At 39.8% G+C, this 16,373-nt stretch carries 12 protein-coding genes and 1 riboswitch; all 12 genes read left to right on the plus strand.

Annotation, left to right across the window (positions count from 1 at the left end):
- Positions 1-10: 10 nt before the first annotated feature.
- The 12 genes from thrA to metH all read left to right on the plus strand — a co-directional run bounded on the left by thrA (position 11) and on the right by metH (position 16,371).
- Entirely contained in the window at positions 11-3,397 is a 3,387-nt protein-coding gene (gene thrA / locus ACOKFD_RS17460) for a bifunctional aspartate kinase/homoserine dehydrogenase I (protein ID WP_422859079.1), read from the plus strand.
- A 2-nt stretch (positions 3,398-3,399) separates the two neighbouring features.
- Positions 3,400-4,566: a trans-sulfuration enzyme family protein gene (locus ACOKFD_RS17465; RefSeq protein WP_422859080.1), complete on the plus strand. Its 1,167-nt coding sequence runs from the start codon at positions 3,400-3,402 to the stop codon at positions 4,564-4,566.
- A 46-nt stretch (positions 4,567-4,612) separates the two neighbouring features.
- Positions 4,613-5,023: an RrF2 family transcriptional regulator gene (locus tag ACOKFD_RS17470; protein WP_422859081.1), complete on the plus strand. Its 411-nt coding sequence runs from the start codon at positions 4,613-4,615 to the stop codon at positions 5,021-5,023.
- A gap of 175 nt (positions 5,024-5,198) precedes the next feature.
- Complete coding sequence (locus ACOKFD_RS17475) at positions 5,199-5,462, plus strand: DUF2061 domain-containing protein (RefSeq protein ID WP_299000496.1); 264 nt, start codon at positions 5,199-5,201, stop codon at positions 5,460-5,462.
- 11 nt (positions 5,463-5,473) lie between these two features.
- Positions 5,474-6,097, plus strand: a complete 624-nt coding sequence (locus ACOKFD_RS17480; RefSeq protein ID WP_422859082.1) for a phosphoadenosine phosphosulfate reductase family protein — start codon at positions 5,474-5,476, stop codon at positions 6,095-6,097.
- A gap of 59 nt (positions 6,098-6,156) precedes the next feature.
- Positions 6,157-7,056 carry a sulfate adenylyltransferase subunit CysD gene (cysD, locus tag ACOKFD_RS17485; protein ID WP_422861032.1) on the plus strand — a complete coding sequence of 300 codons (900 nt, stop codon included), beginning with the start codon at positions 6,157-6,159 and terminating at the stop codon, positions 7,054-7,056.
- Between the two features lie 18 nt (positions 7,057-7,074).
- Positions 7,075-8,322 carry a sulfate adenylyltransferase subunit 1 gene (locus ACOKFD_RS17490; protein WP_422859083.1) on the plus strand — a complete coding sequence of 416 codons (1,248 nt, stop codon included), beginning with the start codon at positions 7,075-7,077 and terminating at the stop codon, positions 8,320-8,322.
- Between the two features lie 78 nt (positions 8,323-8,400).
- Positions 8,401-10,491, plus strand: a complete 2,091-nt coding sequence (locus tag ACOKFD_RS17495; protein WP_422859084.1) for a HEPN domain-containing protein — start codon at positions 8,401-8,403, stop codon at positions 10,489-10,491.
- Between the two features lies 1 nt (position 10,492).
- The gene (gene cobA, locus ACOKFD_RS17500) at positions 10,493-11,299 is read left to right on the plus strand and encodes a uroporphyrinogen-III C-methyltransferase (RefSeq protein WP_422859085.1); all 807 of its coding nucleotides are present in this window, start codon (positions 10,493-10,495) and stop codon (positions 11,297-11,299) included.
- 9 nt (positions 11,300-11,308) lie between these two features.
- Positions 11,309-12,370 carry an NAD(P)/FAD-dependent oxidoreductase gene (locus tag ACOKFD_RS17505; protein ID WP_422859086.1) on the plus strand — a complete coding sequence of 354 codons (1,062 nt, stop codon included), beginning with the start codon at positions 11,309-11,311 and terminating at the stop codon, positions 12,368-12,370.
- A gap of 128 nt (positions 12,371-12,498) precedes the next feature.
- Positions 12,499-12,603, plus strand: a riboswitch (SAM riboswitch).
- 66 nt (positions 12,604-12,669) lie between these two features.
- Positions 12,670-13,671, plus strand: coding sequence for a homocysteine S-methyltransferase family protein (locus ACOKFD_RS17510; RefSeq protein ID WP_422859087.1), 1,002 nt, complete (start codon positions 12,670-12,672; stop codon positions 13,669-13,671).
- 18 nt (positions 13,672-13,689) lie between these two features.
- A complete protein-coding gene (gene metH, locus ACOKFD_RS17515; RefSeq protein WP_422859088.1) occupies positions 13,690-16,371 on the plus strand; it encodes a methionine synthase in 2,682 nt (893 codons plus the stop codon).
- The last annotated feature ends 2 nt before the right edge of the window (positions 16,372-16,373 follow it).

The raw sequence follows: 16,373 nt of genomic DNA on the forward strand, positions 1-16,373 counted from the left end.
ATAAAGCTGCATGCTGCATCATTTGGATATAAAGAACTTTGTCACCCATTCGGGAAGTGAACAGGACATAAAGCTGTCTTATGAGGTCTTTGGCTTGCCACTGTACTGTGCTTCCATAGTACTCGTAAATCATGCGCTGACGGGAAACTCCAATGTTACAGGGGATACCGGTTGGTGGTCTGATTTGATTGGGGAAGGCAAGTGTATTGATACCCTAAAATATACAGTTCTTGCTTTTAACATTCCTGGTAATGGCTACGATGGTTTTGTGATTGAAAATTATAAAGACTTTGTTGCCGGGGATATTGCAAGAATCTTCCTTCTTGGGCTGGAACAGCTTAAAATTGAACGTCTTTTTGCAATAATTGGAGGTTCTTTGGGAGGAGGTCTGGCATGGGAAATGGCCACACTGAATCCAGAAATTACCGAGCATTTGATACCAGTCGCTTCAGATTGGAAATCTACAGATTGGTTGATAGCTAATTGCCAAATTCAGGAGCAAATTCTAATAAATTCCAAAGAACCTGTCCATGACGCCCGAATGCATGCTATGCTATGTTATCGAACACCAGCATCTTTCAAAGAGCGTTTTAAAAGAACCACTAACGAAGAACTTCAGGTGTTCAATGTAGAAAGCTGGTTAATGCATCATGGAAAGAAATTGCAGGAGAGATTTCAGCTATCTGCTTATAAGTTGATGAATCAACTGCTCAAAACCATTGACATAACCAGAAACGGAGAAGAGGCTTTTGAAAAGTTGGAAAATAGCAATACACAAATCCATATCATAGGGGTAAATTCAGACTTGTTTTTCACAGCGGAAGAGAATAAGGAGACTTACAGGAAATTGGCATTGGCGAACACTAATGTCACTTATGGCGAGGTTCAATCTTTGCATGGTCATGATGCTTTTTTGATGGAGTTTCAACAATTGGAAAAACTTTTAGAGCCCGTTTTCAATCAAAACAAAAAAACAGAGCGCCCTAAAATTTTGAAATTTGGTGGCAAATCATTGGCGAATGGAAAGGGATTGGAACATGTTCTGGACATTGTGAAAAATAGGGCAAATGGCAAGGAGAACATAGTAGTTGTGCTTTCTGCAAGAGGAAAGGCAACAGACGAACTGGAGAAAATGTTGAAGAACGCTTCAAAAGGTAAGGACTATGAAGAAGATTTCTCCAATTTTTCTAGTTATCAGCAAAATGGTTTAGATAATATTGATATTACTGCAGAGTTTAAGGCAATCAAAAGGATTTTGGATGGTGTTTCGCTCACAGCAGATTACAGCCCCAAGACCAAAGATGAGCTTTTGTCGTATGGTGAGTTGATTTCTGGAAAAGTAGTGACTAGCTTGCTTGTTTCACAAGGGGTTAACGCACAATTGTTGGATTCAAGGGAGTTGATAAAAACAGATGATGCTTTTACCAATGCAAAGGTCAATCAGCATCAATCCAAAGAGAATACGATTCGAGTCTTCAAAAATCTGAAGCAAGATGTGCTACCTGTTGTTACGGGCTTTATCGCCTCCAATAGCAATGGAGTGACCACCACATTGGGGCGAAATGGCACCAATTACACCGCAGCCTTGTTGGCCAATTTTTTAGATGCTCAGGAGCTTGTGAATTATACTCATGTTGATGGAATATTTACAGCCAATCCCGATTTGGTACCAGAAGCTAAGCTTATCGATTCCATTTCGTATGAGGAGGCCAATGAGCTCGCAAATTTTGGTGCTACCATTCTCCATGCAAAGACTATCGTTCCTTTAATTGAGAAAAACATTCCGTTGACCATTAAGAATACCTTCAACTCGGATAGTCCAGGTACTCGGATTGAAGCGAACCCCAGTGATGAAGGTATCAAATCGCTTTCCATACAAGAGGACATGTCGTTGGTCTATTTGGAAGGTAGGGGACTATTGGGAAAAGTTGGTGTGGACGCTCGAATTTTTAAAACCTTGGGACGGAATAATATTAATGTCGGAATAATTTCGCAAGGTTCTTCGGAACGGGGAATCGGTTTGGTAGTGGATGCTTCAAAGGCTCAAAAAGCAAAAAAAGTTCTTGATGAGGAATTTGAAACGGATTACAGTTTTCAGGATGTCAGCCAAATTTCTGTAAATAAGGATGTTTCGGTCATCTCCATAATAGGAATGGATTTAGGAAACTTTCATAAACCTTTTAATGCTTTAATAAAAAATCAAATAACCCCGCTGCTTTTCAATAATACTGTTACCGGTAGGAATGTGAGCTTAGTGGTGGAAAAGTCGGATTTGCATAAAGCATTAAATGTAATCCATGGACAAATTTTTGGCGTATCTAAACGAATGAATCTGGCCGTTTTTGGACATGGTAATGTGGGTGGAACGTTAATAGACCAAATATTAAATTCGGAAGAAAAGATAGAATCAAGAAAAGGAATTGACCTAAGAGTGTTTGCAGTAGCGAATTCCAAGAAAGTACTTTTGGATTCCAAAGGGATAAACGAACAATGGAAAGAAAAACTAAAGCAACAAGGTGAAGCATACACAATTGAAAATGTGATTGAATATGCTGAACAGAATCATTTGGAAAATTTGATTGCTGTCGACAATACAGCTAGTGAGACTTTTGTTTCCCAGTACGAAAAGCTTATCGAACATGGATTTGATTTGGTATCCTCCAACAAAATTGCCAATACCTTAGATTTTGGTTTTTACAAAGCTATTCGAAGCAATCTTAGCGAAAATAAAAAACAATATTTGTATGAAACCAATGTAGGAGCAGGTTTACCACTAATTGATACAATTAAGTTACTTCACCTTTCCGGAGAGAACATTACCAGAATCAAAGGAGTGTTTTCCGGGTCTTTGAGCTATATTTTCAATACATTTTCAGAGACGGATGTCTCTTTTTCCCAAGTAGTGCTCGAAGCAAAAGAAAAAGGATATACCGAACCTGACCCGCGTGAGGATTTATCTGGAAACGATGTGGGCAGAAAATTATTGATTTTAGCTAGGGAGTTGGACCTTCAAAATGAGTTTAGAGATATCGCAATAGATAATCTTATCCCAAAACAGTTGCAAGCAATTACTTTAAATGACTTTTTGGACAACGTAACGGTTATGGATGAAAAGTATGATCAGCTCAAGGAAAATCAGAAATCTGGTTACGTACTGCGATATATAGGAGACTTACATGGTGATTTGCAGCAGGAGAAAGGGGTTCTGGAAGCAAAATTAGTATCGGTTCCTAAAGAAAGTGCTTTGGGCCAAGTTAAAGGCTCAGATTCAATTATAAAGATTTACACAGAATCCTACGGAGAAAATCCTTTGGTAATACAAGGTGCGGGAGCAGGGGCTGCTGTAACTGCCAGAGGAGTTTTTGGCGATATTTTACGAATTGCTGAAAAAGCGTAATCATGAAGAACAATAAATTCGAAACGGAAGCAATACGAACACAGTTGGAACGGACCCAATTCTTAGAACACTCTGTGCCTATGTATCTTACTTCCAGTTTTGTGTTTGAAGATGCGGAGGATATGAGGGCATCCTTTGCGGAGGAAAAAAATCGGAATATTTACTCAAGATATTCTAACCCAAATTCTTCGGAATTCATCGAAAAGGTCTGTAAAATGGAAGGCGCAGAGAGTGGTTTTGCCTTTGCTTCGGGAATGGCTGCGGTATTCTCAACCTTTGCCGCCTTGTTGAATAGTGGTGACCATATCATTTCGGCAAAAAGCATTTTTGGTTCTACACATAGTTTATTCACCCAGTTTTTCCCAAAATGGAATATTTCTACCAGCTATTTTGACATAAACGATTTAGATAGTGTTGGTAATCTCTTTCAATCCAATACCAAGGTCATTTATGCCGAGTCACCTACGAATCCCGGAGTAGATATCTTGGATTTGGAAGCCCTGGCAGCTATTGCTAGAAAACATAATTTAATTTTGATTATCGATAACTGTTTTGCCTCTCCTTATCTACAACAACCTATAAAATTTGGCGCAGATTTAATAATCCATTCAGGAACCAAATTAATGGATGGTCAAGGAAGGGTACTTGCGGGAATCACTGTTGGAAGCTCCGAACTCATTGATAAGATTTATCGTTTTTCCAGAATCACAGGCCCAGCCCTTTCTCCATTCAATGCATGGGTCTTATCCAAAAGTCTGGAAACCCTGGCACTTCGTGTGGATAGACATTGTTCCAATGCCTTGCAATTGGCTACTTTTTTGGAAGACCATTCCAAGGTTAACTGGGTTAAATATCCGTTTCTTAAATCTCATCCTAAATATAATCTTGCCAAAAAGCAAATGAAAGCGGGTGGGTGTGTTGTAGCTTTTGAAGTAAAAGGAGGATTGGAAGCCGGGAAAAAGTTTTTTGATGGAATACAGCTTTTATCACTGTCCGCGAATTTGGGAGATTCCCGAAGCATAGTGACCCATCCGGCATCCACAACACATAGCAAGTTGAGTCCTGAAGAAAGGCAATCCGTAGGTATTACTGATGGGATGGTACGTGTTTCCGTTGGACTGGAACATATTGATGATATTATTTCGGATATCGAACATGCGCTAGGATAGCTATCCATGAAATAGGGTACTAGCTAATTTTCCCTATATTCGTGAGATGCTCTCCAAGAAGACAAAATATGGTCTTAAAGCCCTAACATATCTAGCTTCAATAGATAGCAAAACTCCGGTGCAAATCGCCGAGATTGCAAAACACGAAAACATTTCACAGAAGTTCTTGGAGAGTATTTTACTTACGCTACGTCGCAATGGGTTTCTTGGCTCAAAAAAAGGCAAAGGAGGCGGTTATTACTTAATCAAAGACCCCAAAGACATTCCCATGACTTCAGTAATGCGTGTGCTTGAGGGACCTATTGCCATGATTCCTTGTGTAAGCCTTAACTTCTATGAAAAATGTGATGATTGTCCGGATGAAAATAAATGTTCCGTGAATAAATTAATGCTCCAAGTTAGGGATAGTGCACTGGAAGTATACAGAAATAATACCCTTGCCGACTTGATTTCTTGAGAGAATTTTTCTTAAAAGCTGATTGGGATAAGAATTTGATAAACTTTTCAATATTTATTTAATAATCTACTAAAACTATAGGATAATTATAATTTTATCTATGTTTTAACGATTTGCTTTAATAAATACTTCTATTTTTGATTAACCTATTAAATCCATAGGAAATTAGAAAAACATGATTGCAGACCAACTTTTAGTCAATAATAACGAAGCTAAGGCTACTTATAGCAAAGACAAAACCTCCGAAAAACCAAAACGTAGTATTGCCAAATCCGTTAGTTGGAGAATTGTAGGTACGCTGGATACCATATTGATTTCATGGATAATCACTGGAACACTTTCGTTGGCTTTTTCGATAGGTATGGTGGAGTTGGTAACCAAAATGGTGCTCTACTTTTTTCATGAAAGAATTTGGAATCGAATCAATTGGGGAAGATAAAGAATGAGCTTATGGCAATAACTGAGAAGGAAATAATTGAATTAAATCAAAAGTTTAGGAAATCTGACCCCCAAACTATTGTTGAGTGGGCCCTACAATACGCAAAGTCTCCAGTGGTGACTACCAATTTTAGACCTTATGAAGTAGCAATTTTAAACGCAGTTACTTATGCCGATATAGATATACCGGTCATTTGGTGCGATACAGGATACAATACACCAAACACCTATAGACATGCAGAGGATTTGATTACTCGCTTTGGATTGAATATCAAATTATACGTTCCCAAACAAAGTGCGGCGCATCGGGATGCAATAATGGGCATACCTCAAATTGATGATCCAAAACATGCTGTTTTTACAGAGCAAGTAAAATTGGAACCATTCAAACGGGCCATGCAAGAACACAAACCAGATGTTTGGTTCACAAATCTTCGCAATGGGCAAACAGCACATCGAGACTCATTGGACATATTGAGCCTTAGTAAGGATGGCGTGCTAAAAGTTAGCCCTTTTTACTATTGGAGCGATACACAATTGGATGCCTACTTGGAGCAACTCGGATTGCCCAATGAACATAAATATTTTGACCCGACTAAGGTTTTGGAAAATAGAGAATGCGGGTTACACACCTAAATCAATACAAAGTGAACACAGTTTTAGAAAAAATAAAAGAACCCAAGGTTGCCAAATTAGTGGATAGACCAAATGCTAATGCTTTAGAGCATGAAGCCATTTATATAATTAGAGAAGTAGCGGCCCAGTTTGAAAAACCCGTGTTGCTCTTTTCGGGAGGTAAGGATTCCATCACCTTGGTCCGTTTAGCGCAAAAAGCCTTCTGGCCAGCTAAAATTCCTTTTCCGTTGATGCATATCGACACGGGACATAACTTCCCTGAAACCATAGAGTTTCGTGATAAATTGGTTGAAGAATTAGGTGTGGAATTGATTGTAAGAAATGTACAGGATTCCATTGATGAAGGAAAAGTAATTGAAGAAACGGGTAAATATGCCAGTCGTAATATGCTTCAGACAACTACACTCCTAGATGCCATTGAGGAATTCAAATTCGATGCCTGTATTGGCGGTGCCCGAAGAGATGAGGAAAAAGCAAGAGCCAAGGAACGGATTTTCTCAGTTCGTGATGATTTTGGGCAGTGGGATGAAAAAAACCAACGCCCTGAACTTTTCGACATGTTGAACGGGCAAATTGAAATAGGCCAGAACGTACGTGTGTTTCCAATCAGCAATTGGACTGAGTTGGATGTATGGAGCTACATTGAAAAAGAAAATATTGAAATACCATCGATCTATTTTGCTCACAAAAGAAAAACGTTCTTGCGAGATGGGTTGATTTGGTCAGCAGAGGATGATATAGTCTTTCGCTCAGAGGACGAAGAAGTGGAAGAAAGAATGGTAAGGTTCAGAACGGTAGGGGATATGTCGTGTACGGCTGCAGTGGAATCTCATGCCAATACGATTCAAAAGGTCGTTTCAGAGATACGAGACTCAAAAATCTCGGAACGTGGTGCTCGAATAGATGATAAACGCTCCGAGGCAGCCATGGAAAAAAGAAAACAACAAGGGTACTTCTAATAAATCAATCAAAACAAAATGGAAGTTTTAAAAATAGCAACGGCAGGAAGTGTGGACGATGGTAAAAGCACCTTAATTGGCAGGTTGCTCTATGATACAAAATCATTGACCGATGATAAACTAGAAGCCATAGAGAAAACCAGTAAGCAAAAAGGGTATGATTATCTTGATTTTTCTTTGGCTACCGATGGACTAGTGGCTGAAAGAGAACAAGGAATCACCATAGATGTGGCGCATATTTATTTTTCCACATCCAACAAGAGTTACATCATTGCGGATACCCCGGGCCATGTGGAATATACCAGAAACATGGTTACGGGTGCTTCAACATCACAAGCCGCCATCATTTTGATTGACGCTCGAAAAGGCGTAATAGAACAGACAAACCGTCACTTTTTCATCAATAATCTGCTTCGGGTGAAAGAAGTGATTGTTGCCATCAATAAAATGGATTTAGTGGATTTTTCTGAAGAAAGATACAATGCCATTAAATTCGATTTTGAACAATTGATGGACAAGCGGGATTATGTAGACCAAAAAATCACCTTTGTGCCTATTAGCGCCCTAAAAGGAGACAATGTGGTCTCCAAATCCCAAAATACACCCTGGTATTCAGGAGAAACCATACTGGAACATTTGGAAGGGTTGGATTTGGCTGCAGTATCCAATGTTGGGACGCCAAGATTTCCAGTACAGTATGTGATTCGTCCAAAAACGGAAGAATTCCATGATTTTCGTGGATTTGCGGGTAAAGTATATGGAGGCGAGTTGAATGTAGGGGATGAAGTAGTAGTATTGCCATCTATGACCCAGAGTCGAATCAAAAACATTTATTTCCATGACCAAGAATATCGGACCGCCCCAAGGCGTTCCTCGGTGACCATTACTTTGGAAGATGAGGTGAATGTAAGTAGGGGCGATATGTTGGTAAAAGCAGGTGATCTGCCAACCGTTGAAAAACAGTTGACCGCTACGGTATCATGGATGGATTCCAACAGTCTTGTTACAGGAGGAAAATATGTGGTGCAACATGGGGTGAACAAAGTATTGGCAAAGGTCGATGCTATTGAACATAAAATACATCCCGATTATTCAGGCATAGAGGAAAACATAAATGCTCTTCAAATTAATGATATCGCCAAAGTGCATTTACGATTGAACAAACCCATTTTCTACGATCGTTTCAAAGATCATCGTACCAATGGTTCATTTATTATTTTAGACAGTCGCACAAATAATACGGCTGGGGTAGGATTTATAAATTAATCCACTTTCATTGTAATTAATGTTACAGAATACAGACAGAATAAAAACCTATTAAACAGATAGGAAAAAAAGAGTAATATGCAGAGCTTCAGAACAGAAATTGAAAACCCAATAGTAGAGAAGGATATTATTGAGTTGGAGAAAAAAATACGCCAGTTCAAGGAAGGTAATATTGACGAAGAGAAGTTTAGAAGTCTTCGCTTAGCCCGTGGTGTTTATGGTCAAAGACAACCTGGTGTGCAGATGATACGGATTAAATTGCCTTATGGCAAGGTTACTTCGAATCAGTTGGAGCGAATTTCCGATGTGGCCGACGAGTATTCTACAGGCAGATTACATATCACCACAAGACAGGATATTCAAATCCATTATGTTGATTTAGATAGAACTCCAGAATTATGGGCGCAATTAGAAAAAGATAAAGTAACGCTTCGTGAAGCTTGCGGAAACACAGTTCGAAATGTAACGGCCAGTGAAACTGCTGGCATAGACCTTGACGAACCCTTCGATGTATCTCCATACGCACAAGCTGTTTTTGAATACTTTTTGAGAAACCCTATAGGTCAAGAGATGGGACGGAAATTCAAGGTTTCTTTCTCCGCCACTGATGCTGACACGGGTCTTTCTTATATGCATGATTTGGGCTTTATCGCCAAAATCAGAAATGGAGAAAGAGGCTTTAAAATAATGTTGGGTGGAGGATTGGGCTCGCAACCTCGTCACGCTGATGTTTTGTATGATTTTCTTCCTTCGGAAAAGATAGTTCCATTAATGGAAGGGGTAATCCGGGTTTTTGATAGGTATGGAGAGCGAAAAAGCCGCGCTAAAGCTCGGATGAAGTTCTTGCTCAAAGACATTGGATTGGAAGGTTTCAAGGTCTTATTGGAAGAAGAAAGACTGGCAGTACCTATTCAATCGTACCCAATTGATGTTGAAAACTATCCAAAGCCAAAATTGGCAAACACCGCTACCGCTTTTGTAGAAACCATTGAAGATGAAAATTTTGAAGCTTGGAAATCAACGAATATAATTCCCCAAAAACAAGAGGGATATGTAGCCATAGGGATTAAAGTACTGTTGGGCGATTTTTACACAGATAAAGCGAGGGAATTGGCCAAACTGGTGCGTGACTATGCTGCAGGGGAAATCCGCTTGTCTTTAAGACAAAACATTCTTATTCCATATGTAAAAGAAGAACTTATACCCTTTTTCTACACAGAATTGAAAAAACTGGGCTTCACGGAAGCGGGTTATAACAAAGCGCTGGACATCACAGCCTGTCCAGGAACGGATACTTGTAATTTGGGTATTGCCAGCAGCACAGGAATTGCCGCTGAGCTTGAAAGAGTGATAAAGGCAGAATACCCGCAGTACATCAGCAACCCAGATGTTGTCATTAAAATAAGTGGTTGTATGAATGCCTGTGGTCAACACAATATGGCCAATATTGGCTTTCAAGGAATGTCCATTAGAACCAAGGATAAACTAGTGGCACCTGCTTTACAAGTTCTGTTGGGAGGAGGAAACTTTGGAAATGGAAACGGAAGATTTGCAGATAAAGTAGTCAAAATACCAAGTAAACGCGGCCCTCAGGCACTTCGGTTAATTTTGGATGACTTTAACGCCAACGGAAATGGACTGTCCTTTGCGGATTATTATGCAGATAGAGGAGAAACGTATTTCTATGATTTCCTAAAACACTTATCCAGTGTGGACAATTTGACTGCTGAAGATTTCATCGATTGGGGAAATGCGGATAAGTACAAAAAAGAAATAGGTATTGGAGAATGCGCAGGTGTAATTGTTGATTTAGTAGCAACTCTCTTTTTTGAAAGCGAAGAAAAAATAGCCAATGCTGAGGAAGCTCTGCATGCAGGAAAATGGGCTGCAAGTATCTATTATTCATACCAATCTATGGTGAATTCGGCAAAAGCATTGCTTACAGCTGAAAAAACCAAGACTAACACCCACTCAAGTATAATCAGGGATTTTGATAAACTTTTTGTGGATACTGATAAAGTAGTCCTAGAAGGTAGTTTTGAAGACATGGTGTTGCAAATGAACAAGACAGCTCCTTCTGAAGATTTTGCAAAGTCCTATTTAAACACTTCAAAAGAGGTTTTGAGAAAATTCGAAGCCTATAGACAATTTGAACTTCAAGAAGCATAATATGGAATCCTTGAACAATTTACACGCCTTTGAAGGAGGAAAAACTGGAAAGCTTACCGTGGTTGGAGCTGGGCCTGGAGATGTTGATTTAATAACATTGAAAGGAGTCAAGGCTCTTCAAAGCGCTGATGTGGTTTTATATGATGCCTTGATTGATACCGAATTACTTGAGTATTCACCAAACGCTGAAAAGATTTTTGTTGGAAAAAGGAAAGGCTGTTACAGATACCAGCAAGAGCAAATCAATGAATTGATTGTTCAAAGAGCACTGCAAGGATTACATGTGGTCCGGCTTAAAGGAGGAGACCCTTTTGTATTTGGTAGAGGTGCTGAAGAAATGGAGTATGCGGCAGCTTTCGGTTTGGATGTCGCAGTTGTACCCGGACTATCTTCTTCAGTTTCAGTTCCGGCCATGCAAAATATTCCTGTAACCAAGCGCGGGTCTTCAGAAAGCTTTTGGGTGATCACAGGGACTACCAAAGAACATAAGCTCAGCAGTGATGTGGCTTTGGCGGCAAAATCAAGTGCAACCGTTGTCATTCTAATGGGTATGTCCAAATTAGGTGAGATTATGGAATTGTTCCAACAAGAGAATAAACAAGACATTCCTGTGGCCATTATTCAAAATGGAACCACAGAAAACGAAAAAATAGGAATTGGTACTGTTGCTTCAATTGAGGACAAGGCAAAGGAGCAGCAGTTATCCAATCCTGCAATAATTGTTATTGGTGAAGTAGTTGCGCACCGAGAAAAAATATTGGAAATCCAAAAAGAGTACAATCACAACGAATTAGTGTTTTCAGAATAAAGCAATACAATGATTAAAACAGATATACTTATTATCGGAGCTGGGCCAACAGGATTATTTACTGTTTTTGAAGCTGGCCTACTCAAATTGAAATGCCATTTGATTGATGCCCTTCCACAACCAGGAGGTCAGTGTTCAGAAATCTATCCAAAGAAACCTATCTACGATATACCTGCCTATCCTGAGATTTTAGCTGGAGATTTGGTTGATAGACTTATGGAACAAATCAAACCATTTGAACCGGGCTTTACGTTGGGAGAACGTGCTGAAAAATTGGATAAACAAGAAGATGGTTCTTTTATAGTGACCACAAATAAAGGGACACAACATCATGCCCCTGTGGTAGTGATTGCTGGTGGTTTAGGTTCTTTTGAACCCAGAAAACCACAAATTGAAAACATTGCTCAGTACGAAGATAATGGGGTGGCTTACATGATCAAAGACCCTGAAGTGTATCGCGACAAGAAAGTGGTGATTGCCGGCGGAGGGGATTCTGCGTTGGATTGGGCCATTTATTTAGCAGATGTGGCCTCCGAAGTTTCCCTGGTACACCGAAGAAATGAATTCCGAGGAGCTTTGGATTCCGTGGAAAAAGCCTCTGAATTGGCCAAATTGGGAAAAATTCAGCTCTATACCGAGGCAGAGGTGAAAGGATTGCATGGTGAAAACGAACTAAAGTCGGTAGTGATAAAGCATAAGGATGTTTCCAAAGGCGAAACCTATGTGGAAACCGATTATTTCATACCCTTATTTGGTCTTTCTCCAAAACTAGGTCCTATTGGAGATTGGGGATTGGAAATTGAAAAAAATGCCATCAAAGTAAATAATGCCAAGGATTATCAAACCAATATCCCAGGAGTTTTTGCCATAGGTGATGTAAACACCTATGAGGGAAAGCTGAAATTGATACTTTCTGGTTTCCATGAAGCTGCAGTGATGTGTCAATATGCATATCAACTTATTAACCCAGGAAAGCGATTTGTAATGAAATATACCACTGTTGGTGGTGTAGAAGGATTTGACGGAACAAAAAAAGAAGCAAAAAAAGAAGTTGTGCAAAGTATTTTGTAACAATGAAAATTATTTGTTTTAGCTAGTAGCCTCCCAAATCTTGGGAGGCTTTCTATTTTGAAGGCAATTGATTTGTTTTTGATAATTCTGTACCTTTACTTTGCACAATAGTTCATGTTTAAATTGAAATGTTATCAAGAAAGGTGGAGGGAATAGACCCTTTGAAACCTTAGCAACCCTCGTCTTCGAGAAGGTGCTACGTTCTATTTCGCTTATGTGGAAAAAGATGACAAAAAGAAAACATCCCTGTTCTTTTTTGATAGCATTTAAATAAAGTCACGTTTTGACAAAACCATAGTATGTCTAAAATTGAAGAATTATTAAAAGAACGAATATTGGTTTTGGATGGGGCCATGGGTACCATGTTACAGGGATACCAGTTCGAAGAAGAAGATTTTCGTGGAGAAAGATTCAAGGATTGGGAGCATCCTTTAAAAGGAAACAACGATTTGTTGTCATTGACACAACCCAAAGCTATTGCAGAGGTGCACCGCAAGTACTATGCTGCCGGAGCAGATATTGTAGAAACCAACACCTTTTCTGGGACCACTGTGGCCATGGCTGATTACCATATGGAGGATTTGGTTTATGATCTAAATTATGAGTCGGCACGCATTGCAAAAGAAGTTGCCAATGAATTTACAGAGCTTGAACCCCATAAACCCCGATTTGTAGCTGGTAGCATGGGTCCTACCAACAAAACTGCGAGTATGTCCCCTGATGTGAATGACCCTGGATTTAGAGCTATTTCGTTTGATGAACTTCGAATTGCATATAAACAACAGGCTAAAGCTTTAATTGATGGAGGTGCCGATATTCTTTTGGTAGAAACCATTTTTGATACCCTGAACGCTAAGGCAGCACTTTTTGCTATAGAAGAAGTCAAAGATGAACGTGGAATAGAAATTCCCATAATGGTTAGCGGTACCATTACCGATGCTTCAGGAAGAACTCTTTCTGGGCAAACGGCCCAAGCTTTTTTAATTTCCATTTCGCATATTCCCATTCTTTCCGTAGGTTTTAATTGTGCCTTGGGTGCTAAACAATTAGTACCCCATTTGGAGGTCATTTCAGCCAAATCTGACTTTGCCGTTTCTGCACATCCTAACGCTGGACTTCCCAACGCTTTTGGAGAATATGATGAGACACCAGAACAAATGCGCGATCAGATTGAGGAGTATTTGGAAAAAGGATTGGTAAATATTGTTGGAGGATGTTGCGGCACAACACCGGACCACATCAAAGCAATTGCTGACCTTGTCACAAAATATGAACCCAGAAAACTTGTTGTTCCTGCCTAAAAAGGAATCCTTCGGATAATGGAGAGCACCCAAAAATACTTAAGACTAAGTGGACTGGAGCCCTTGGTCATCACACCAGAAAGCAACTTCATAAATGTTGGCGAACGGACCAATGTTGCGGGTTCCAAAAAGTTCCTAAGATTAATCAAAGAAGAAAAGTTTGAGGAGGCTATCGAAGTTGCACGCCATCAGGTGGAGGGTGGCGCTCAAATCATCGACATAAACATGGATGATGGCTTGATTGATGGCAAAGAGGCTATGGTCAGGTTTTTAAACCTTATTGTTGCCGAACCCGACATTGCTAGGGTACCCATCATGATTGATAGCTCAAAATGGGATATTATTGAAGCTGGACTTCAGGTGGTGCAAGGTAAATGCGTGGTCAATTCCATTAGTTTAAAGGAGGGTGAGGAAGAATTCGTCCGCCAGGCTAAACTGATAAAACGCTATGGCGCTGCTGTTATCGTTATGGCTTTTGATGAAGTGGGGCAGGCAGATAATCTAGAACGTCGGATAGAAATTGCAGAAAGATCATACAGAATTCTAGTGGATCAAGTGAATTTCGCTCCTGAGGACATCATTTTTGATTTAAATATTTTTCCTGTGGGTACAGGAATGGATGAGCATAAATTGAATGCCCTAGATTTTATTGAAGGGACACGTTGGGTTCGCCAAAACCTTCCGCATTGTAGCGTTAGTGGTGGAGTAAGTAATGTTTCATTCTCATTTCGAGGGAACAATACGGTTCGTGAGGCTATGCATTCAGCATTTCTCTACCATGCCATAAAAGCCGGAATGAATATGGGCATCGTTAATCCAGCCTTGCTTGAGGTCTACGATGATATTCCTAAAGATTTATTGAATCATGTAGAAGACGTTCTGCTTAATCGAAGAGAGGACGCTACAGAAAGACTACTTGAGTTTGCCGAAACGGTTGTTGGTAAATCCAAAGAAAGCAAAGTGGATTTATCTTGGCGCGAAGAGCCCCTTCAAGACCGAATAACAAGAGCTTTGGTTAAGGGAATCGACCAATTTATTGTGGAAGATGTGGAAGAGGCTAGACTACAAGCTTCAAAACCTTTGGAAGTCATTGAAGGCAATTTGATGACAGGAATGAATGTGGTTGGTGATTTATTTGGTAGCGGAAAAATGTTTTTACCTCAAGTGGTTAAATCGGCCCGTGTGATGAAAAAAGCTGTGGCTCATTTGACTCCATTTATTGAAGAATCTAAAGATTCAATCACCAGTTCTGCGGGAAAAATTTTGATGGCAACTGTTAAGGGTGATGTTCATGATATTGGAAAAAACATTGTGAGTGTTGTTTTGGCTTGTAACAATTATGAGATTGTAGACTTGGGGGTTATGGTCCCACCAGAGCTAATCATTCAAAAAGCGAAAGAGGAGCAAGTTGATATTATCGGTTTAAGCGGTTTGATTACCCCATCTTTAGATGAAATGGTATTCTTGGCCAAGGAAATGGAACGTCAAGAGTTTCGGGTGCCGTTGCTTATTGGTGGTGCCACTACCAGTAAAGCACATACTGCTGTAAAAATCGATCCGGTTTACAGTCATTCCGTGGTTCATGTGAACGATGCTTCAAGGGCAGTTACGGTAGTGGGAGACCTTTTACAAAAGGAAACATCTCATACCTATAAGAAATCGGTAAAACTGGATTACGAAAGTTTCCGGGAAAAGTTTTTGAACCGAACCAAGCAAAAGGAATATTTGAGTTTGGACGAAGCACGAAAGAACAAACTCCAAATAGAATGGAAATCTACAGATGTTGTCGAACCCAACCAATTGGGAATTCAGGTTTGGGAGGAATTTGATTTGAAAAAGTTGGAAGACTTTATAGACTGGACTCCTTTTTTCAGAAGTTGGGATTTGCATGGAAAATACCCGAATATTCTAGAAGACGACATTGTAGGGGAACAGGCTTCAGAACTATTTCAGGATGCACAAAAGATGCTCAAGAAGGTAATGGATGAGAGGCTTTTGAAAGGAAAAGCGATTTTTGGTCTCTTTCCAGCCAACCAAATAGATGAAGATGACATTCTTGTTAGTTCCGGCTCAGCTGAAAATAACAATATCATTTTTAGAACCCTTCGTCAACAAATAAAGAAAAGGGATGGAGTCCCCAATATTGCTTTAGCAGATTTTATAGCACCCAAAGAATCTGGGATTCAAGATTACATAGGCTGCTTTTGTGTTACAACTGGATTCGGAACCAAAGAATTGGCTGAAGAATTTGAGAAAAATCACGATGATTATAACGCAATCATGATAAAAGCGCTTGCCGATCGATTGGCAGAAGCGTTTGCGGAGTATTTGCATAAGGAAATACGGTTAAAGCATTGGGGATACGCAAAATCCGAAAGTCTATCAAATGAAGATTTGATTGATGAAAAATACAGAGGCATTCGACCTGCACCTGGATATCCAGCTTGCCCTGACCATTTGGAAAAGTTGACCATTTGGAAACTTTTAGGTGTAGAGGATAAGATAGGTGTTGAGCTTACTGAGAGTTTGGCCATGTGGCCCGCAGCTAGTGTTAGTGGGTATTATTTTGCGAACCCAGATGCCAAGTATTTTGGTTTGGGAAAAATAAAGCAAGACCAAGTAGAGGATTTTGCAAACAGAAAACAAATTTCGTTGAAGGAGGCCCAGAAGTGGTTAGCTCCCAACATCGTTGAAGTATAATT

The organism is Flagellimonas ulvae (genome assembly GCF_049333175.1).
Lineage (GTDB): Bacteria > Bacteroidota > Bacteroidia > Flavobacteriales > Flavobacteriaceae > Flagellimonas.

Bases quoted from the DNA above. Each gene is read 5' to 3' on its own strand.
- thrA (WP_422859079.1), top strand. From the start codon at position 11: ATGCTGCATCATTTGGATATAAAGAACTTTGTCACCCATTCGGGAAGT.
- ACOKFD_RS17465 (WP_422859080.1), top strand. From the start codon at position 3,400: ATGAAGAACAATAAATTCGAAACGGAAGCAATACGAACACAGTTGGAA.
- ACOKFD_RS17470 (WP_422859081.1), top strand. From the start codon at position 4,613: ATGCTCTCCAAGAAGACAAAATATGGTCTTAAAGCCCTAACATATCTA.
- ACOKFD_RS17475 (WP_299000496.1), top strand. From the start codon at position 5,199: ATGATTGCAGACCAACTTTTAGTCAATAATAACGAAGCTAAGGCTACT.
- ACOKFD_RS17480 (WP_422859082.1), top strand. From the start codon at position 5,474: ATGGCAATAACTGAGAAGGAAATAATTGAATTAAATCAAAAGTTTAGG.
- ACOKFD_RS17490 (WP_422859083.1), top strand. From the start codon at position 7,075: ATGGAAGTTTTAAAAATAGCAACGGCAGGAAGTGTGGACGATGGTAAA.
- ACOKFD_RS17495 (WP_422859084.1), top strand. From the start codon at position 8,401: ATGCAGAGCTTCAGAACAGAAATTGAAAACCCAATAGTAGAGAAGGAT.
- cobA (WP_422859085.1), top strand. From the start codon at position 10,493: ATGGAATCCTTGAACAATTTACACGCCTTTGAAGGAGGAAAAACTGGA.
- ACOKFD_RS17505 (WP_422859086.1), top strand. From the start codon at position 11,309: ATGATTAAAACAGATATACTTATTATCGGAGCTGGGCCAACAGGATTA.
- ACOKFD_RS17510 (WP_422859087.1), top strand. From the start codon at position 12,670: ATGTCTAAAATTGAAGAATTATTAAAAGAACGAATATTGGTTTTGGAT.
- metH (WP_422859088.1), top strand. From the start codon at position 13,690: ATGGAGAGCACCCAAAAATACTTAAGACTAAGTGGACTGGAGCCCTTG.